Source organism: Pseudomonas sp. B22(2017) (assembly GCF_002113105.1).
Classification (GTDB): Bacteria; Pseudomonadota; Gammaproteobacteria; order Pseudomonadales; family Pseudomonadaceae; genus Aquipseudomonas; species Aquipseudomonas asiatica.
The window spans coordinates 96,418-115,935 of the sequence record NZ_NEJN01000016.1 but is presented as its reverse complement, the minus strand read 5'-3'; the positions used below and the strand labels follow the sequence as shown (position 1 = coordinate 115,935).

18 protein-coding genes are annotated in these 19,518 nt (G+C 63.4%); 10 read left to right on the top strand and 8 right to left on the bottom strand.

Translation table 11 applies throughout. The features are described 5' to 3' along the window. The coding region (locus tag CAG18_RS27600; protein ID WP_371807316.1) for an IS3 family transposase at window positions 1-72 on the top strand (72 nt) is incomplete at its 5' end. A 91-nt stretch (window positions 73-163) separates the two neighbouring features. Here the strand turns inward: CAG18_RS27600 and CAG18_RS23960 are convergent. Continuing rightward, window positions 164-1,483: an OprD family porin gene (locus CAG18_RS23960; RefSeq protein ID WP_015268619.1), complete on the bottom strand. Its 1,320-nt coding sequence runs from the start codon at window positions 1,481-1,483 to the stop codon at window positions 164-166. A gap of 502 nt (window positions 1,484-1,985) precedes the next feature. On the opposite strand from CAG18_RS23960, the gene CAG18_RS23955 reads away from it, so the two are divergent. Continuing rightward, window positions 1,986-4,064 (top strand): TonB-dependent siderophore receptor, encoded by a 2,079-nt coding sequence (locus CAG18_RS23955; RefSeq protein ID WP_054573662.1) that lies wholly within the window; start codon window positions 1,986-1,988, stop codon window positions 4,062-4,064. Between the two features lie 132 nt (window positions 4,065-4,196). On the opposite strand, the gene CAG18_RS27380 is transcribed toward CAG18_RS23955, so the two are convergent. Both CAG18_RS27380 and aguA read right to left on the bottom strand, forming a co-directional pair. After that, entirely contained in the window at window positions 4,197-4,394 is a 198-nt protein-coding gene (locus CAG18_RS27380) for a hypothetical protein (RefSeq protein ID WP_080563721.1), read from the bottom strand. A 186-nt stretch (window positions 4,395-4,580) separates the two neighbouring features. Continuing rightward, window positions 4,581-5,687 carry an agmatine deiminase gene (gene aguA / locus CAG18_RS23945; protein WP_054573395.1) on the bottom strand — a complete coding sequence of 369 codons (1,107 nt, stop codon included), beginning with the start codon at window positions 5,685-5,687 and terminating at the stop codon, window positions 4,581-4,583. A gap of 279 nt (window positions 5,688-5,966) precedes the next feature. On the opposite strand from aguA, the gene rfbC reads away from it, so the two are divergent. The 4 genes from rfbC to CAG18_RS23925 are packed head-to-tail and all read left to right on the top strand — an operon-like array spanning window position 5,967 to window position 10,227. Then, window positions 5,967-6,512, top strand: coding sequence for a dTDP-4-dehydrorhamnose 3,5-epimerase (gene rfbC, locus CAG18_RS23940; RefSeq protein ID WP_015268616.1), 546 nt, complete (start codon window positions 5,967-5,969; stop codon window positions 6,510-6,512). 42 nt (window positions 6,513-6,554) lie between these two features. Further along, on the top strand, window positions 6,555-8,369 hold the full coding sequence (locus CAG18_RS23935) for an ATP-binding protein (RefSeq protein ID WP_054573394.1): 1,815 nt from the start codon (window positions 6,555-6,557) through the stop codon (window positions 8,367-8,369). After that, the gene (locus tag CAG18_RS23930) at window positions 8,366-9,772 is read left to right on the top strand and encodes a sigma-54 dependent transcriptional regulator (protein ID WP_015268614.1); all 1,407 of its coding nucleotides are present in this window, start codon (window positions 8,366-8,368) and stop codon (window positions 9,770-9,772) included. Before CAG18_RS23935 ends, CAG18_RS23930 begins: the two co-directional genes overlap by 4 nt. Beyond that, a complete protein-coding gene (locus CAG18_RS23925) occupies window positions 9,772-10,227 on the top strand; it encodes a YiiD C-terminal domain-containing protein (protein WP_015268613.1) in 456 nt (151 codons plus the stop codon). The genes CAG18_RS23930 and CAG18_RS23925 overlap by 1 nt, the downstream gene beginning before the upstream one ends. A 213-nt stretch (window positions 10,228-10,440) precedes the next feature. Here CAG18_RS23925 and cysQ read toward each other — a convergent pair whose 3' ends face one another. Continuing rightward, the gene (gene cysQ, locus CAG18_RS23920; RefSeq protein WP_085721695.1) at window positions 10,441-11,259 is read right to left on the bottom strand and encodes a 3'(2'),5'-bisphosphate nucleotidase CysQ; all 819 of its coding nucleotides are present in this window, start codon (window positions 11,257-11,259) and stop codon (window positions 10,441-10,443) included. Continuing rightward, a complete protein-coding gene (gene nudE / locus CAG18_RS23915; RefSeq protein WP_015268611.1) occupies window positions 11,256-11,822 on the bottom strand; it encodes an ADP compounds hydrolase NudE in 567 nt (188 codons plus the stop codon). The genes cysQ and nudE overlap by 4 nt, the downstream gene beginning before the upstream one ends. Window positions 11,823-11,886: 64 nt before the next feature. On the opposite strand from nudE, the gene yrfG reads away from it, so the two are divergent. Continuing rightward, the gene (yrfG, locus tag CAG18_RS23910; protein WP_003257447.1) at window positions 11,887-12,549 is read left to right on the top strand and encodes a GMP/IMP nucleotidase; all 663 of its coding nucleotides are present in this window, start codon (window positions 11,887-11,889) and stop codon (window positions 12,547-12,549) included. Window positions 12,550-12,661: 112 nt separating this feature from the next. Here yrfG and lysM read toward each other — a convergent pair whose 3' ends face one another. Further along, complete coding sequence (gene lysM / locus CAG18_RS23905; protein ID WP_054573391.1) at window positions 12,662-13,102, bottom strand: peptidoglycan-binding protein LysM; 441 nt, start codon at window positions 13,100-13,102, stop codon at window positions 12,662-12,664. A gap of 185 nt (window positions 13,103-13,287) precedes the next feature. Between lysM and fdhD the strand changes: the two genes are divergently transcribed. The 3 genes from fdhD to CAG18_RS23890 all read left to right on the top strand — a co-directional run bounded on the left by fdhD (window position 13,288) and on the right by CAG18_RS23890 (window position 17,270). Beyond that, window positions 13,288-14,118 (top strand): formate dehydrogenase accessory sulfurtransferase FdhD, encoded by an 831-nt coding sequence (fdhD, locus tag CAG18_RS23900; RefSeq protein ID WP_015268609.1) that lies wholly within the window; start codon window positions 13,288-13,290, stop codon window positions 14,116-14,118. A 5-nt stretch (window positions 14,119-14,123) separates the two neighbouring features. Next, on the top strand, window positions 14,124-16,469 hold the full coding sequence (locus CAG18_RS23895) for an FdhF/YdeP family oxidoreductase (RefSeq protein WP_015268608.1): 2,346 nt from the start codon (window positions 14,124-14,126) through the stop codon (window positions 16,467-16,469). A 318-nt stretch (window positions 16,470-16,787) separates the two neighbouring features. Beyond that, the gene (locus CAG18_RS23890) at window positions 16,788-17,270 is read left to right on the top strand and encodes a glycine zipper domain-containing protein (RefSeq protein WP_015268607.1); all 483 of its coding nucleotides are present in this window, start codon (window positions 16,788-16,790) and stop codon (window positions 17,268-17,270) included. 55 nt (window positions 17,271-17,325) lie between these two features. On the opposite strand, the gene CAG18_RS23885 is transcribed toward CAG18_RS23890, so the two are convergent. Both CAG18_RS23885 and CAG18_RS23880 read right to left on the bottom strand, forming a co-directional pair. Continuing rightward, window positions 17,326-17,766 carry a thioesterase family protein gene (locus CAG18_RS23885; protein ID WP_015268606.1) on the bottom strand — a complete coding sequence of 147 codons (441 nt, stop codon included), beginning with the start codon at window positions 17,764-17,766 and terminating at the stop codon, window positions 17,326-17,328. A gap of 176 nt (window positions 17,767-17,942) precedes the next feature. Next, on the bottom strand, window positions 17,943-19,484 hold the full coding sequence (locus tag CAG18_RS23880; RefSeq protein WP_015268605.1) for a phosphoenolpyruvate carboxykinase: 1,542 nt from the start codon (window positions 19,482-19,484) through the stop codon (window positions 17,943-17,945). Between the last annotated feature and the right edge of the window lie 34 nt (window positions 19,485-19,518).

Genomic DNA, 19,518 nt, shown 5'->3' with positions numbered 1-19,518 from the left:
AACCATGACCGCATCAAGCTGAGGCTCAATGGCCTGAGCCCTGTCGAGTACAGGACCCAGGCGGCAGCTTAAACTGTCCAACTTTTTGGGGGCAGTCCATCGTGTGGGAGCGGCCTTGTGTCGCGATGGGCTGCAAAGCAGCCCCTAGGCCATCAGATCAGGATCAGAAGATGCTGATCGGGTACTCGACGAATACGCGGACTTCGTTGCCGTCGTCGTTGTAACCGTTCTGCTGCACGGCGTTGTTGGTCCGCACGAACGAGCTACGCAGCTTGATCGACAGGTCCTTGGCCGGGCCATCCTGCACCACGTAACGGATCTGGTTGAAGATCTCGCGCTCTTTACCTTCACCGAAGCCCTGCGGGTTGTCGACGTTGCGGGTGTTGATGTTGTCACCCACCACGTAGGCCAGCTTGTAGGTCAGGCCCGGAATGCCGTAGGCACCGAAGTCCAGGCCGTAGCCCAGCTGCCAGGAGCGCTCGTCTTCGGCGTTGAAGTCGGACCAGTACGAGTTGGCCAGGTAGATGGTCGAACCACCGTCACCCACGCCACCCTCGTTCTGGTACCAGCCGTAGTTGTAGCCGGTGCTGCCGGTGCTGCGCTGGTGGGCGATGGTGAACGAGTGCGCACCGAACGCGTAGGTCGCTGCCAGGCTCCAGATGGTGTTGGAGTCGCCGTTGAGTTTGGCGCTCTTGACGAACTTGTTGTCGATGTCCGACTTGTAGCCGTTGAAGTCCAGGGTCAGGGACTGGTCGTTGGCAATCGGGAAGACGTAGTTCAGGCCCAGGTAGTGCTTCTTCATCACGTCTTCGTTGTCGGCGGTGTACAGCGAAGCGGTGAAGTTGTCGGTGAACTTGTAGCTACCACCGAGGACGTTGATCGACTTCAGGCCACCACCGTCACGGCGCTCGGCGCTCTTGCGCGCTTCCTGGGTGAAGCGGCCGGCGTTCAGTTCCAGGCCCTGGATCTCTTTGGAGGTGATCAGGGTACCGGTGAAGCTTTCTGGCAGCAGACGGGCGTCGTCGTACTGCAGCACTGGCAGTGCCGGCATCTGGTCACCGTACTTGAGCACGGTGTTGGAGATGCGGAACTTCACTGCAGCGCCACCACGGGCCAGGTTGTGCGGCGAGTTGGCGTTGCCGTTCTCGTCCTTGAAGTCCGAAGGCTTGAAGAAGTCGACACCGGCGCCACCGTTGTGGCCCTTGCCGCCATCCAGACGCACGGCGTACAGGCCGAATGCATCGACGCCGACACCGACGGTGCCCTGGGTGAAGCCGGAGGAGAAGTTGGCGATGACGCCCTGGCCCCATTCGATCTGGTCGTCGGTGCCGTGCTTCTTGTCACGATTGATGTAGGCGTTACGCAGCAGGACGTTGGCGTGGCTGTCCTCGATGAAGCCTTTGCTGTCGGCCTGATCATTGGCCTGTGCCTGGGTCGCGGCGATCATCGCCAGGGCGACCAGGCTGATCCTGGTTTTCAACATGTTGTTTTCCTTATTTCTTAATCAAAAACGCTCTGCAATATGACGCCAGGAACCAACGCCCCTTCGTAGGTTCGACGCTATGCGGATCCAGACTGGAAGGCCTGCCGGTAATCACACGGCGGCCTCTGGCAGCAGCATGGCCAAGATCATGGCCAGCAGGCGTTGGCCGAATCCTAGCCGTGTGCGATTACAAATGTCAAAAAATCGTGAAATGCAGGTTGATATAACCAAAATTGCGCGCTTGCCTGGTGCATTTCCATGCAGGTTTGCGCTATCAGCGGACAATTTATCTCGTGTGAGAAATAGCCTTTTGATCGAATGGACAATTTCCTGCGAGGGCTTTCGCAGCACAAGGCTGCTCCTACAGGGAAACGCGGCGCGGTGGAGACCGTAACAAACTGACACAGATGTAATGACAAGCCTTTACAAATACTCAAGCAATAGCAAATAACAAGCATTACCATCCGCATCTCTTTTTCACCTGCTCGATCCGGATGTGCCCATGCTTGTACCCTGCCGTCTTTCACCCCTGACGCTTGGCCTGTCGCTGCTGTTCGGCGCCAGCCTGGCCAGTGCCGCCACCACCACCCTGCCGGAACTGTCGGTAACCGCCGACAGTGAGCGCGAAGAGGACAACCCGCGAGTCAAGGAGGTAAGCACCGCGACCCGCACCTCGACGCCGGTACGCTATGTGCCGCAGGCCATCGACACGGTAAAGACCGTCAACGTGCTGGATTACGGCAGCAACACCCTGGGCAAGGCGCTGGAAGGCATCCCCAACGTCAGCAGCGGTGCCGACACCCGCTTCGACAGCGTGCGCATCCGCGGCTTCGAAGCCAGCAACGACTTCTACCTGGACGGCATTCGCGACGACAGCCAGTACATCCGCGACCTGCATAACATCGAGCGGGTCGAAGTGCTCAAGGGGCCGGCAGCGGTGCTTTATGGCCGTGGCAGCCAGGGCGGTATCGTCAACCGGGTGAGCAAGGCGCCGGAGCACGGCCGCCGTTCGAGCATCGAGGCGCAGGCCGGCAGCGAAGACCTGCGCAGCCTGTATGCCGACCTCAGTGCCGACCCCAGCGACACCGTCAGCCTGCGCCTGAACATGGGCAACCAGGACAACAACAGCTTCCGCGACGGCATCGACGGCAACCGCCAGCTGTTCGCCCCGTCGATCAGCTGGCAGGTCACCCCCGACCTGAACTGGCTGGTGCAATACGAATACAGCCGCTACAACCGCACCCCGGACCGAGGCATCCCCGGGGTCAACGGCCGCCCGGCCGATGTCGGCCGCAGCACCACTTATGGCGACACACAGCGCGACTATATCGACGACCGCGCCCAGTCGCTGCGCTCGCGCCTGAACTATCAGCTGAACGAAACCTGGCAGTTGCGCCATACCCTTGGCCTGTTCAAGCTCGACAGTGAGTTCGACAACACCTACGTCACGGGCTACGACGCCAGCACCGACACCTTGACCCGCCAGCGCTGGCAGCAGGACCTGAACACCAGAAACCTGTTCAACACCCTGGAGGCCGAGGGCGACTTCGACACCTTGGGCCTGGAGCACAAGCTGTTGCTGGGCCTGGAGTTCGGCAACCAGAAGCGCGACCCGGTGCTGTACAAAGCGGTCGACCAGAAACTCCAGGGCCTGGGCAAGCCCGGCCGCAACCAGCAGCTCAATGGCCCAATGACGTTGTTTAGTGACAACCATACCGTGGTCGATAGCCGCGGCCTTTATCTGCAAGACCAGATCCGCCTGAACGATCAGTGGCAGGTTCTTGCCGGTGTACGCTTCGACCAGTTCGACGTGCAGACCACCAACAAGGATGGCGTGCGCGAAACACAGGACAGCAACAGCACCAGCCCACGCTTGGGTGTGGTCTATACACCGTGGCGCGACCATTCGTTCTACGCCTCGTGGAGCAAGACCTTCTCGCCGGTTGGCGGCGGGCTGATCGGCATCACCCCAGGCGCAAAAGGCAACGGTAACGACGCCAAGCCGGAAGAAACCCGTCAGAAGGAAATCGGCGTGAAGAGCGACTGGCTCGACCAGCGCCTGACCACCACCCTGGCCATCTACGAGCTGGAGCTGTACAACCGCCGCACCCGCGACCCGCTTGTCCCGGAAAACATCTTGCTCAGCGGCATGCAGCGTTCGCGCGGTATCGAGCTGACCGCCACCGGCAACATCGTTGGCAACTGGTACGTGCGCGGTGGCATCGGCCTGCAGGACGCGACCATCGTCAAGGACAACAACGGCCAGGAAGGCAACCGCATCAATGACGTGGCCAAGCGCAACGGCAGCCTGTTCGTGACCTGGAAACCGGAACTGGGCTGGTACGCCGAAACCGGCCTGACGTTGGTAGGCGAGCGTTATGCGGACAACCAGAACACCACGGTGCTGCCGGGGTATGGCCGCTGGGATGCACTGGCGGGGTACCGCACGCATGACTGGGATGTGCGGGCGGCGCTGAGCAACATTGCCGACAAGACCTACTACAGCTCGGCGACCAGTGCGGCGCAGATCCAGGTGGGTGACCCGCGCAGCCTGGTGGTGACTGGCAGCTACAGCTTCTGATCTTTAATGCCTGTGCCGGCCCCTTCGCGGCTAAAGCCGCTCCCACAGCTACCCCACATGCATCGAGCCCAGTGGGGTACCTGTGGGAGCGGCTTTAGCCGCGAAGGGGCCAGCACAGGTTGAAGCAATCGATCAGTGCCACACCGCCATCAGCGCCTGCATTTCTGCTTCGCTGATCAGCCCTTGGGGGTATCGTCCGGCAAGCAGACGTCGTGGGTCGGTCGTCCTGACCCTGATGCTTCCATGGTGTTTCAACCACTTCGCCACAAGTCTGAGCGATTGGTGATTCACTGCCGATGGGCGCAAAGCCGACTCACTTGCTGCATTCATTTCTACACGTACTCCCTGGCCCGTGAGCGGCTAATCTACGTAAGGATTGTTACAGATTCGAGAGCTCAGCATGGCCGAGCTATCTGTCTGAAAAACAATACAAAACATATGCCAGTACAGGCCTGCGGACGGCCCCTGGAAACAAAAAAGCCCGTCATGTGACGGGCCTCTTCATTCACCGTGCGCTCAACGCTTGAACGGCGCCGGCTGCTGCTGTGTCAGGCAGTGGATGTTGCCACCGCCCAACAGCAGCTCACGACCAGGGATCATCACCACCTCGTGGTCGGGGAAAATCTTCGCCAGGATCGCTCTGGCCTCGGCATCTGCCGGGTCGTCGAAGCTAGGCGCAATGATGCCGCCGTTGACGATCAGGAAGTTCACGTACGAGCCGGCCAGGCGCACCGATGGGTCACGCTCCTGGCTGCCTGCCACCTGATCGACCCCGGCGCACTCTTCGGCAGTAGCGAACAGCGGGCCCGGGATCGGCATTTTGTGCACGATGAACTCGCGGCCCTTGGCATCGCGGGTGTTCTTCAGCACCTCCATGGCGGCATGGCAGCGTGCATAGTTGGGGTCGTTGGAATCATCGGTCCAGGCCAGTAACACTTCGCCCGGGCGCACGTAACAGCAGAAGTTGTCGACATGGCCATCGGTCTCGTCGTTGTACAGGCCATCCGGCAACCAGACCACGGTGTCCACCGCCAGATGATCGCGCAGCACCGCTTCGATCTGCTCGCGGTTCAGGTGCGGGTTGCGGTTGCGATTGAGCAGGCATTCTTCGGTAGTAATCACCGTGCCTTCGCCGTCCACGTGGATCGAGCCGCCCTCGAGCACGAAGCCTTCGGTGTGGTAGCGCTGGCAGCGCTCCATTTCCAGGACCTTGGCCGCCAGCTCCTCGTCACGGTTCCACGGTGCGTACAGGCCGCCGTCGAAGCCGCCCCAGGCATTGAAGCCCCAGTCCACACCACGCACTTCACCCTGGTCGTTGATGACGAAGGTCGGACCGGTGTCACGCACCCAGGCATCGTCATTGCTGATCTCGACCACGCGAATGTTCGGCTGGTCGAGCTGGCGGCGGGCATTCTCGTACTGGCCAGCGGAAACCGCGACGGTTACCGGCTCGAAGCGGGCAATGGCCTTGGCCAGGGTCACATGGGCAGCCTGCGCCGGCTTGCCGCCCAGGCGCCAGTTGTCCGGGCGCTCCGGCCAGACCATCCACACCTGGGTTTGCGGGGCCCACTCGGCGGGCATGTGGAAACCATCGGCACGGGGAGTGGAGTTGAGGGTTTTCATGATTGACCTCTGTGATGGCCCTGAGCCGGACTGTGCTGGGGCGTTTGTCAATTTATAACCGATATATATCGATATTTGAAGCCCTATAATCGGGAAAATCATGAGCGATCAAGGAAATTAAATCGATAAGAATCGATACAACCCCAACCTTGGCCGAGGAGCGAAACGGCACGACATCTACCATAGCCAGCCCTTGTGAATGCCGTTGAAGCCCGAGGCGGAAAAAACGGCCAGACCGGCTAGGGTCAATACATGAGCAGAACGGGCCAGCGAACCGCCATGAACATCATCCCTACCGCGATCCCTGAAGTACTGATCATCGAGCCGAAGGTTTTCGGTGACAGCCGTGGTTTTTTCTTCGAGGCATTCAACGCCCGCGAGTTCGCCCGGCAAACCGGCGTGAAGGCCGAGTTCGTCCAGGACAACCACTCGCGCTCCATCAAGGGTGTGCTGCGTGGCCTGCACTACCAGGTGGAAAACACCCAAGGCAAGCTGGTGCGCGTGGTGCAGGGGGAAATCCGTGATATTGCCGTGGACGTGCGCAAGAGCTCGCCAACCTTCGGCCAATGGGTCGCGGTGCAGCTGTCGGCCGACAATCATCGCCAGTTATGGATTCCACCAGGCTTTGCCCACGGCTTTGCGGTGATGAGCGAGTCGGCCGAGTTCCTCTACAAGACCACCGACTACTACAACCCGGGTGCCGACCGCTGCATCCGCTGGGATGACCCGACGCTGGCCATCGACTGGGGGCTGCAGCAGCCACCGGTGCTGTCGGACAAGGACAAGCTCGGCCTGCCGCTGGCAGAGGCGGAACTGCTACCTTAACTAGCGCATAATTGCGGCAGACTTTTCTGGCGCATTTACGTGATGATTGCAAAACCCACGCCCCCACGCCGTCCCCGCTGGCGCAGCCTGGCCCTGTTGGCCGTGTGCCTGGTCCCGTTATTGTGGCCCCTGCATCACCTGGCCGAACGTTACTACCAGGAAGAACTGGCCTCGCAGAACCGCCAGACCCTCGACCTGTATGTCGCCAACCTGCTCGGTACCCTGCACCGCTATGAAACCCTGCCGCAGATACTCGGCGACCTGCCGGCGCTGCGCGGGGTGCTGGCCGACCCGTTCCGCCTGGAAGCGGTGACCAATGCCAACCGCCTGCTCAAGGACATCGTCCAGCAGACCGGCGCCGAGGTGATGTACCTGATGGACGTCAGCGGCAACACCCTGGCCGCCTCCAACTGGGACAAGCGTGACAGCTTCGTCGGCCGCAACTTCGCCTTCCGCCCGTATTTCAACGAAGCCATGGCCGGCCGCCTGGGGCGCTTCTTTGGCCAGGGCACCACATCGGCCAAGCGCGGTTACTTCTTCGCCGCCGCCGTGCGAGACCGTGAACGCATCGTTGGCGTACTGGTGGTCAAGGTCGACCTCGACCACACCGAAACCTTGTGGGGCCGCACCCCCGAGCAGCTGTTGCTGACCGACCACAATGGCGTGGTCATCCTGACCTCGCGGCCCGACTGGCGCTTCCGCGCGACCCGTGCGCTGACCGAGGCCGAGCGCCAGGCCATCATCGCCATCCAGCCCTACCCGACCCAAGCCCCGCAACCGCTGGTACTCAACCCGGACGCCTGGATCAGCCAGACCCGCGACATCAAGGAAACCGGTTGGCAGGTCAGCATCCTCGCTCCGCGCATGCTGGTCGACCGTTCGGTGCAAACCGTCATGGCCATCGGCGCTGGCACCCTGCTGGTGCTGATACTGCTGGCTGGCCTGGTGATGCAGCGGCGCCGTCACTACATCGACCGCATCGACTTCGAGGCACGCGGCCGCCAGGAACTGGAAAAACGCGTGGCCGAGCGCACCGCCGACCTTGAAGGCCTGAACACCCGGCTCAAGAGCGCCGTACTGGAGCGTGAGAACGCCCAACAGGAGGCCGTGCGCGCCCAGGACGAACTGGTACAGGCCGGCAAGCTGTCGGTGCTCGGCACCATGTCGGCCAGCATCAGTCACGAACTCAACCAGCCGCTGGCCGCCATCCGCAGCTACGCGGAAAACGCCGAGATCCTGCTCGACCACCAGCGAACCGAAGAAGCCCGCGGCAACCTCAAGCTGATTGGCGAGCTGACCGGGCGCATGGCCTCGATCATCGCCCACCTGCGCGCCTTCGCCCGCCGTGACCGCCATGCCCCGGAGAGCGTGGCCCTGCAGCCGGCCCTGGACGACGCCCTGGCGCTGCTGGCCAAGCGCCGCCGGGCAATGGCCGTGGAACTGATCCGCGACCTGCCGGAAGCCACCTTGTGGGTACAGGCCGGCGAGACCCGCCTGCGCCAGGTGCTCGGCAACCTGCTGGCCAATGCCCTCGACGCCCTGACCGAAAAAGCCAACCCGCGCCGCCTGTGGCTAAGTGCCGAACAGCGCGATGACTGCGTCTACCTGTACATTCGCGACAACGGCCCCGGCTTCAGCCGCCAGGCCCTGGAGCACGCCAAGGAGCCGTTCTTCACCACCAAGACCCGCACCCAGGGCCTGGGCCTGGGCCTGGCCATCTGCGAAAGCCTGATGCGTGCCCTGGGCGGTGAACTGCTGCTGGCCAACCACCCGGAAGGTGGCGCACTACTGACCCTGCAGCTGCGTGTGGCCGCGCCTGGCGCTACTTTGCCCAATTCGGAGGACCCCTCGGCATGACCACCGAGACACTGATCGACAGCCGAGCCCAGGTCATCCTGGTCGATGATGACCCGCACTTGCGCCAGGCCCTGAGCCAGACCCTGGACCTGGCCGGGCTCAAGGTGGTCGCCCTGGCCGACGCCCAGGGCCTGGCCGAACGCATCGAGGCCGACTGGCCCGGGGTGGTGGTCAGCGACATCCGCATGCCGGGTATCGATGGCCTGCAGCTGCTGGAACAACTGCACGGCCGTGACAACGAGCTGCCGGTATTGCTGATCACCGGCCACGGTGATGTGCCGCTGGCGGTGCAGGCAATGCGCGCCGGGGCTTATGACTTCCTGGAAAAACCCTTTGCCAGCGACGCCCTGCTGGACAGCGTGCGCCGCGCCCTGGCCCTGCGCCGCCTGGTGCTGGACAACCGCAGCTTGCGCCTGGCCCTGAGCGACCGTCAGCAATTGGCCACCCGCCTGGTGGGCCAGTCGCCGTCCATGCAGCGCCTGCGCGAGCAGATCGGCGCCCTGGCCGGCACCCGCGCCGATGTGCTGATCCTGGGTGAGACCGGTGCCGGCAAAGAGGTGGTGGCCCGCGCCCTGCACGACCTGTCCAGCCGCCGCGACGGGCCGTTCGTGGCGATCAATGCCGGCGCACTGGCCGAGTCGGTGGTCGAAAGCGAGCTGTTCGGCCATGAGCCCGGGGCGTTCACCGGCGCGCAGAAACGCCGCATCGGCAAGTTCGAGTTCGCCAACGGCGGCACACTGTTCCTCGACGAAATCGAGAGCATGAGCCTGGATGTGCAGGTGAAACTGCTGCGCATGCTTCAGGAACGGGTGGTCGAGCGCTTGGGTGGCAACCAGCTGATCCCGCTGGACATCCGCATCATCGCCGCGACCAAGGAGGACCTGCGCCAGTCCGCTGACCAAGGGCGGTTCCGCGCCGATTTGTATTACCGCCTGAACGTGGCGCCGCTGCGTATTCCACCGCTGCGCGAACGCGGCGATGACATCCTGGTGCTTTTCCAGCACTTCGCCGACGCCGCCAGCGAGCGCCATGGCCTGCCGCCACACGCCCTGCAGCCGGCCCAGCGCGCCATGCTGCTGCGTCACGACTGGCCCGGTAACGTACGCGAGCTGCAGAACGCCGCCGAGCGTTTCGCCCTTGGCCTGGAACTGGCTCTGGACGGTCAGGCGCCGCCGGCGGCAATGCCTTCGGTACCGATGCCGAGCGGCAACCTCAGCGAACAGGTCGAGCAGTTCGAGCGCTCGCTGATCGCTGCCGAACTGGCCCAGCCACACAGCTCCATGCGCAGCCTGGCCGAGGCGCTGGGCATCCCCCGCAAAACCCTGCACGACAAGCTGCGCAAGCATGGCTTGAGCTTTGATGGCGGTAGCGGCGGGCATGACGATCAAGAGGACAACCGTTAATGAACACCGATAGCCAGTACCTGCAGACCGTCCTGCACGGCGACATCCCCCTGACCCGCGAAATGGGCCTGGAAGTGCTCGATTGGCAGCAGCACACCCTGCGCCTGCAATTGCCGCTGGCGGCCAACGTCAACCACAAGAGCACCATGTTCGGCGGTAGCCTGTACTGCGCCGCGGTGCTGGTGGGTTGGGGCTGGCTGCACCTGCGCCTGCGCGAGTCGGGTATCGATGACGGGCATATCGTCATCCAGGAAGGGCAGATCAGTTATCCGCTGCCGGTTACCGGGGCGGCGGTGGCGCGCTGTGCGCCGCCGGATGAGAAGACCTGGGAGCGGTTCCTGACCATGTACCAGCGGCGCGGGCGGGCACGGTTGACGCTGGAGACCACGGTGAGCAATGCCGGTAGTGACGAGCCTGCTGTTACCTTCAGCGGCCAATACGTGCTGCACCGCTGACCGCGGGCAAGTACTGATGCCAGTCAGTTAGTGCTGTTGGGTCTGCTGCGCAGCCCATCGCCGGCAAGCCAGCTCCCACAGGTGCAGCGCCATGCTGAAGGTCTGCGCAGTACTTGTGGGAGCTGGCTTGCCGGCGATGGGCCGCAAAGCGGCCCCGGCGATATAGGCGGCGAAGCTGAAGTCCTGAGCTCCAACAGAGTGTGATGATACCCGTCAGATCAGGCTCAGGAAGGCTTCGCGCCAAGCAGCATTTGCCGGCAACGCCAGGAAATGCGGGTTGAGCAACAACTCCCGCGCCGGGTACCGGAACGGCAAGCCATCCAGCCCGATTACCTCCCCACCAGCCCCTTCCACCACCCCCTGCGCCGCCGCGGTATCCCACTGCGAGGTCGGTGCCAGGCGGGGATAGCAATCGGCGCTGCCCTCGGCCAACAGGCAGAATTTCAACGAACTGCCGATATTGGCCAGCTCCAGTTCACCCACCGCCGCCCCCAACCCGGCCAACAGCGCTTCCTGTTCCGGGCTGGAATGGCGACGGCTGGCAACCACGGTGAAACGCCCACCTGCCGGCGGCGCGTCGCGAACCTGGATCGGCTGCGGAGCCTCACCCGCTTCCGCACGCCAGGCGCCCAACCCACGCCCACCGAAGTAGCAGCGCCCGTTGGTCGGCATGGATACCACGCCGAACACCACCTCGCCGTTTTCGACCAGGGCGATGTTGACCGTGAACTCCTCGCTGCCGGCGATGAATTCCTTGGTGCCGTCCAGCGGGTCGACCAGCCACCAGCGGCTCCAACCCTGACGCTCGGCCAGCGGAATGTTGCAATCTTCTTCAGACAGCACCGGGATCTGCGGCGCCAGCGCCAGCAGGCCATCGGCAATCACCCGGTGCGCCGCCAGGTCGGCGGCGGTGACCGGCGAATCGTCGGCCTTGTTGGTCACGGCCACATCGGCGCGCCAGAACGGCAAGATCGCTTCGCCCGCCGCAAGGGCCAGCTTGACCACTTCGTGCATCAATTGCAGGTCGTTCATGCTTCCAGCAGCCCCCGCTGAATCAGTAGGTCACGCGCCAGATACAACGCCGCCAAGGCACGCCCCTCGGTGAACTGTGGGTGCATGGCCAGGGCCGAGAGTTCGCGCAGGTTGACCTTGTCGACCCGCATCGGCTCCGGCTCATCGCCCTCCAGGCGCTCCTCGTACAGGTCGCTGGCCAGCACCACCTGGATCTTCTGGCTCATGTAGCCCGGCGACAGCGACAGCTCGGTCAGGTGCTCCAGCTGGCGCGCGCCAAAACCGGCCTCTTCCTTGAGCTCCCGGTCGGCTGCCGCCAGCACGTCCTCGCCCGGCTCGATCAGGCCTTTGGGCAACGACAGCTCGTATTCGTCGGTGCCGCCGCAGTATTCCTCTACCAGCACCGCGTGCTCGGCATCGAGCATGGCCACGATCATCACCGCGCCGTAACCATTACCCCGGCCCACCAGGCGCTCGTAGGTACGCTCGTTGCCATTGCTGAAGCGCAATTGCACGGCTTCGACGCGAAACAGGCGGCTGCTGGCGACGATTTCGCGGCTGAGGACGGTGGGTTTCTGGCGCATGGGGCGGCTCCTTGGCGTGAACGGGTTACTATACCGTGGCTTGCCGACTGATCGAGAGTTTCCCATGCCTGTTCTTCCCTGGTCCGCCATCGATACCGTCCTGCTGGACATGGATGGCACCCTGCTCGACCTGCATTACGACAACCGCTTCTGGCTGGACCACCTGCCCCAGCGCTATGCCGAGCTGCACGGGGTGAGCCGTGCCATGGCGGAAATGGAACTGCAGCCGCTGTTCGAACGCAATGCCGGCACGCTTAACTGGTATTGCCTGGACTTCTGGAGCCGCGAATTGCGGCTGCCGATCCGTGAGCTGAAACAGGAAATCGCCGACCTGATCGCCCTGCGCCCGGATGCCGATACTTTCCTTGCCGCGATCCGCGACGCGGGCAAGCGCGTGGTGATGATCACCAATGCGCACCGGGATTCGCTGTCACTGAAGCTGGAGCGGGTGGAGCTGGCGCCGTACTTCGAACGGCTGATCAGCTCGCATGACTACGGCTACCCGAAGGAAAGCCCGCAGTTCTGGGACGCGTTGCAGGCGGACATCGGCTTTGAACCGGAGCGCAGCCTGTTCATCGATGACACCTTGGCGATTCTGCGCAGTGCGCGAAGGTTTGGCGTGGGGCATCTGCTGGCGGTGCGCCAGCCGGATAGCCAGGCAGGGCCGCGGGATACCGAGGAGTTTGCGGCGGTGGAGGATTACCGGGAATTATTGGTAGGCCTGTGAGGGCCCTTTCGCCGGCAAGCCAGCTCCCACATGTACCTCGCAGGCCCTCAGGCCTGTGGTAATCCTGTGGGAGCTGGCTTGCCGGCGATAGGGCCGGTACAGGCTGCAGAGATCAGTCAGGAATACGCAACACCTGCCCCGGATAGATCTTGTCCGGGTGCTTGAGCATCGGTTTATTGGCCTCGAAGATCTTCTGGTACTTGTTGGGGTCGCCATACACCTTCTTCGAAATGGCGCTCAACGTATCACCCTTTTCCACCGTCACGAACCGCGCGGCCTTGGCCACCGGTCCGGTCACGGTGATCTGGTCATCCACACTGGCAACGCCCGCGACGTTACCCGCCGCCAGGATGATCTTCTCCTTCTCCTCCTGGCTGGCCACCTCACCCTTGAGGATGATCGTGTCTCCCTCTACAGTGGCCGTGATATTCGGGTTGCCCAGGCCGACACTTTCCACGTGTTTCTTCAGTTGCTCTTCGGCATTGGCATTGCCGGGGGTCAGCAGGTCGATCAACTTCTCGCCCGCTTCCTTGACGAAACTGAACAAGCTCATAACGCTCTCCTTGTTGACGAAACCTCGGACACAGCAGTCTAGGCCAGCTTTTCCCCTGGCGCCCCATGCGACCAATCGACGCGGTCTATCAAGGCATAGACCCTAGCGATTAGACGCCGCCAGCCCGCACGCCTAGGCTTGTGCTATCTGAAAGTTGCCGATAGCCCGATGAACAGTCAGCTCCGATGAACAGCAAGCCTCCGGTCTGCGCGGCCTCATCGCCCTTGACCATGCCCGCCGCCAGCAACACCTACGATTACGTCCAGCTCAACGATGCCAGACGCGACAGCACGCCCCTGGCCGAAGAAGTGGCCCTGGCCATTGCCTACAACGGCCTGAACCAGGCGGTGATGCTGGTCAGCCCCACCGACCTGGAAGACTTCGCCGTCGGCTTCAGTGTCGGCAGCGGCATAGTCGAAGGCACAACGGAAATCTACGACCTGAAACTCTCCGGCAGCGGCTCGGCAATGTACGCCGACCTGGAGATTTCCAGCCGTGCGTTCTGGAACCTGAAAAACCAACGCCGCCAGTTGGCCGGCACCAGTGGTTGCGGCCTGTGCGGGGTCGAAGCGCTGGAGCAGGCACTGCCAGAGCTGGCCAAGCTGCCTGGCGCACCTTTGCCACCCGCGCAATGGTTGGTCGGCCTGCGTGAGCGCATCGATGCCTTCCAGCCCCTCGGCCAACACTGCGGCGCGGTGCATGCGGCGCTGTTCATGGACCGCCACGGCGAACTGCTGCTCGGCCGCGAAGACATCGGCCGGCACAACGCCCTCGACAAGCTGATCGGCGCCTTGCTGCGCCAAGACATCGACAGCCAGGGTGGCCTGGCCATCGTCACCAGCCGCTGCAGCCTGGAGCTGATCCAGAAGGTGCTGCGGGCCGGTATCCAGACCCTGGTCAGCCTGTCGGCGCCCACCGGCCTTGCCCTGCAATGGGCGCGCAAGCACAACCTCAACCTTATCCATCTGCCCAAGCACAGCGCACCGCGGGTCTACAGCCCAGCGGCGGAGTCGTAACAGTCGTGACCTCGTACCAACACCTCCCGGACAACGCCCCAGCCTCTCCACCTCGTTACAAGCCCTACCACGGCCCCGCCGGTGGCTGGGGCGCGCTGCGCAGCGTGGCCAAGGCCTGGGTTGGCAGCGATAACGCGCTGAAGAACATTCGCGCGCTGCTCAAGACCAACCAGAACGGCGGCTTCGATTGCCCCGGCTGTGCCTGGGGCGACTCGCCGGAAAGCGGCATGGTCAAGTTCTGCGAGAACGGTGCCAAGGCAGTGAACTGGGAGGCGACCAAGCGCCGCGTCGATGCCGCCTTTTTCGCCCGCTACAGCGTCACTTCGCTGCTGCAGCAGAGCGACTACTGGCTGGAGTACCAGGGGCGCCTGACCGAGCCGATGGTCTATGACGCGTCCAGCGACCGCTACCGGCCGATCAGCTGGGAAGCCGCCTTCACCCTGATCGCTCGCGAGTTGAACAAGCTGGCCAGCCCTGACCAGGCCGAGTTCTACACTTCGGGGCGCGCCAGCAACGAAGCAGCGTACCTGTACCAGCTGTTCGTGCGGGCCTACGGCACCAACAACTTCCCCGACTGCTCGAACATGTGCCACGAGGCCAGCGGCGTGGCCCTGGGGCAAAGCGTCGGGGTCGGCAAGGGCACCGTCACCTTCGACGACTTCGAGCACGCCGACGCGATTTTCGTCTGGGGCCAGAACCCCGGTACCAACCACCCGCGCATGCTCGACCCGCTGCGCGATGCGGTAAAGCGCGGTGCCCAGGTGGTGTGCATCAACCCGCTCAAGGAGCGTGGCCTGGAGCGCTTCCAGCACCCGCAGAACCCGCTGGAGATGCTGACCAACAGCGACCGGCCGACCAACACCGCATTCTTCCGCCCGGCCTTGGGCGGCGACATGGCGCTGCTGCGCGGCATGGCCAAGTTCGTCCTGCAATGGGAACGCGAAGCCCAGGCCAACGGCGAACCGGCAGTCTTCGACCACGCCTTCATCGCCGAACATGGCCATGGCGTCGACGACTACCTGGCGGTAGTGGATGCCACCCCGTGGGAGCACATCCAGACCCAGTCCGGCCTGGCGCTGGCCGACATCGAACTGGCCGCGCGCATGTACTGCCGTGGCAAGCGGGTGATCATGTGCTGGGCGATGGGCATTACCCAGCACCGCCACTCGGTGCCGACCATCCAGGAAATCGTCAACCTGCAGATGCTGCGCGGCAATATCGGCGTGCCAGGCGCAGGACTGTGCCCGGTGCGTGGCCACAGCAACGTGCAGGGTGACCGCACCATGGGCATCAACGAGCGCCCGCCGGTGGCCCTGCTGGACGCCATCGAGCAGCGCTTCGGCTTCCCCGTGCCCCGGCACAACGGCCACAACACCGTCGAGGCGATCCATGCCATGCTCGACGGCCGGGCCAAGGTATTCATCGGCCTGGGCGGCAACTTCGCCCAGGCAACGCCGGACACCGAGCGCACCGCCCAGGCACTGCGCAACTGCGAGCTGACCGTGCACATCAGCACCAAGCTCAACCGCAGCCACCTGGTGCACGGCAAGCAGGCACTGATCCTGCCGTGCCTGGGGCGCACTGACATCGACCTGCAGGCAGAAGGGCCACAGGCGGTAACGGTAGAGGACTCGTTCAGCATGGTCCACGCCTCCAATGGCCAGCTGAAGCCGCTGTCAACGCAGATGCGCTCGGAGCCGGCGGTCATCGCCGGTATCGCCGCCGCCACCCTGGGCAAGAAGCCCGTGGACTGGCACTGGCTGGTGGCTGACTACGACCGTATCCGCGAGCTGATCGGCGACACCATCGCCGGCTTCAGCGGCTTCAACCAGCGCCTGCGCGAGCCGGGCGGTTTCTACCTGGGCAACAGCGCCGCCAGCCGCGAATGGAATACCAGCACCGGCCGCGCGAACTTCAAGGCCAACCTGCTGCCCGACACGCTGCTCGACGAGCGTGTACGGGCCAGCGGCCAGGTGCCAGACCTGATCATGCAGTCAATGCGCTCGCACGATCAGTACAACACCACCATCTACGGCCTGGACGACCGCTACCGTGGCGTGCGTGGCCAGCGCGAGGTGCTGTTCGCCAACGAAGCCGACATCATCCGCCTGGGCTTCCAGCCGGGGCAGCAGGTCGACATCGTGTCGTTGTGGGGGGATGAGCATGTGCGCCGTGTGCACGGCTTCACCCTGCTGGCCTTCGACATCCCGGCCGGGCAGGCGGCGGCGTACTACCCGGAGGTGAACCCGCTGGTGCCGCTGGAGAGCATTGGCGATGGCAGCCATACGCCGACGTCGAAGTTCATTGCCATCAAACTGGAGCGGGCGCGGGACGACGGGCGCATCCTGTAGGAACGGTGTTGGCCTCTTCGCGGGTAAACCCGCTCCCACAGAGGCAACTCAAGGACCGAGAGCGGTGATATCCCTGTGGGAGCGGGTTTACCCGCGAAGAGGCCGGAAGCCCCTGCGCAAAAATCAAAAAAGCCCTGTTCCATACGCGGTTCAGGGCTTCGTCATAAAGGTCTCAGACAGCGAAAAAACGATAAAGTTTCACAGTAAATACAGTAAGTTAGAGAATTGTGTACAACTCGTGTTACTCGTCGGATTTCCGTTGCCAGCCGCGCCTGTAAGGCTCAAAAATCGCCCCGTCATCCTAATGAGGCTCTCTTGATGAAGAAGTACTCCTCGATACTGTTGTTGTCTTTCAGCTTGCTCAGCGGCGTTGCCATGGCAGGCGGCACCACCGAGGCCGGCATTGGCGGCGCATTGGGTGGGGTACTGGGCTCCGTGGTGGGCAACTCCATCGGTGGTAGCACCGGCGGCGCCATTGGTGCCGGCCTGGGCGGCGCGGCTGGCGGTGCCCTGGGTGCCGACAAGCGTCAGCGTGGGGAAGCCGCAATCGGCGGCGCGCTGGGCGCAGCAGGCGGTAACGTGGTCGGCCGCTCCGTGGGCGGCACTACCGGTAGCTACATTGGCGCAGCAGCCGGCGGTGGTGCCGGTGGCGCACTGGGTAACTACCTTGGTAAAGAGGCCGACAGAGACGATTACCACGATGGCCGCCGTTACCGTCGTGGTTATGACGACGACCGCCGCCACTGGGACCGCGGCCATCATTACGGCCATCGCAAGCACAAGCGCCACTGGCGCGACTAACGCCTGAGGGCCCTGCCCCGGCAACAAAAGCCCCGCCCCTGCCAGCGGGGCTTTTTTATGCCTGCTGTTCCAGCACTACACCAGACAGGATCACCTGCAGCGTCTCTGGCAATGCCACTGGCCGGCCACTGGCGCGTTCGATGAACACCTGCACCACCGTGCCTGCCGCACACGCCTCCGGCTCCCCTGGGCGGAACAGGGCCAGGCGGTACTCCACCGTGCTGCCCGCCAGGCGCGTCACCCCCAGCCCCACTTCCAGTACATCCGGGAACCCTGGCAGCGCGTAGAAATCCGCCGCCGAACTGACCACGAAGGCCGCCAGCTCGCCGTCACGCAGGTCCAGTTCGGCCTGTTCGACGAGGAACGCTTGGATGGCGGTTTCGAAAAAGCCATGCACGGTGGCACCGGCGACGTGGCCATTCAGGTCATTGTCCTGGGGGCGAGTGAGGATGGGGTGGAAGTGGGAGAAGGCAGTGCGCTGAGGGGATTCGGTCATCTGGCTGGCTCTTGTCTTCGCAATGAATGCTGACAGTGAAACAGAAAAACCGGATTTCCGCTGCTTGTGCCGGCCTCTTCGCGGGTCACGCTCCTACAAGAGACTGCACTCGCCGGGAATCAGAAAACAAAAAAGCCGCCCCAAGGGGCGGCTTTCTCGTTGCGGGCGGGTGCAGCTTACAGCTGCGGGCCAGCGGCCTTGATGGCGTCGGAAACTTCGAACTTCTTGAAGTTTTCGATGAACAGCTTGGCCAGGCCTTTGGCGGCCTCGTCGTAGGCAGCCTTGTCAGCCCAGTTGGTGCGCGGGTTGAGCAGCTCGGTATCAACGCCCGGAACGGCCTTAGGCACGTCCAGGTTGATGATGTCCAGGTGCTCGGTTTCGGCACCGATCAGCGCGCCGCTCTGGATCGCAGCGATCACGGCACGTGTGGTCGGGATGCTGAAGCGCTTGCCAACGCCGTAGCCACCGCCGGTCCAGCCGGTGTTGACCAGGTAGACCTTCGAGTCGAAGCCCTTGATACGCTTGATCAGCAGCTCGGCGTACTCGCCAGCCGGGCGCGGGAAGAACGGGGCGCCGAAGCAGGTGGAGAAAGTCGACTTGATGCCGCTGCCCGAACCCATTTCGGTGGAACCGACCAGCGCGGTGTAGCCGGACAGGAAGTGGTAGGCAGCCTGCTCGTTGTTCAGGATCGAAACCGGAGGCAGAACACCAGTCAGGTCGCAGGTCAGGAAGATGACTGCGTTCGGCTCGCCGCCCAGGTTCGCTGCGGAACGCTTGGCAACGTGCTCCAGCGGGTAGGCCGCACGGCTGTTCTGGGTCAGGCTGACATCGGTGTAGTCGGCGTGCTTGTTGGCGTCGAGGACGACGTTTTCCAACACGGCGCCATGCTTGATGGCTTTCCAGATGACCGGCTCGTTCTTCTCGGACAAGTCGATGCACTTGGCGTAGCAGCCGCCTTCGATGTTGAAGACCACGCCCTCGCCCCAGCCGTGCTCGTCGTCACCGATCAGGTAACGGCTTTCGTCGGCCGACAGGGTGGTCTTGCCGGTGCCGGACAGGCCGAAGAACAAGGTCACATCGCCTGCTTCGCCGATGTTGGCGGCGCAGTGCATCGGCAGCACGTCGGCAGCCGGCAGCAGGAAGTTCTGCACCGAGAACATGGCTTTCTTCATTTCGCCGGCGTAGCGCATGCCAGCGATCAGCACCTTCTTCTGGGCGAAGTTGATGATCACGCAACCATCGGAGTTGGTGCCGTCACGCTCAGGCTCGCACACGAAGTTGGCGACGTTGAGGACCTGCCACTCGCCACGGCCAGCCGGGTTGTACTGCTCCGGGTTGATGAACAGGCAACGACCGAACAGGTTCTGCCAGGCAGTCTGGGTGGTCATCTTCACCGGCAGGTAGTGCTCGGCGGCCGCCCCTACGTGAACGTAGGAAACGAAGTGATCCTGGGCGTTGTTGAACGCCTCGACGCGGTCCCACAGGGCATCGAACTTGTCGGCCGGGAACTTGCGGTTGATCGGGCCCCAGGCAATGGCGTCCTGGGTGGAAGGCTCTTCGACGATGAAACGGTCAGCCGGCGAACGGCCAGTACGGTGACCGGTCTCCACGACCAGTGCGCCAGTATCGGCTAGTACGCCTTCACCGCGTTGCAGCGCTTCTTTTACCAGCTCATCGACGCTCAGGTCGGTGTACACGGTGTTGTTGGCTTGCGTCATGAGATACCCCATCCGGCCCGAGGCCGAGTGCTCC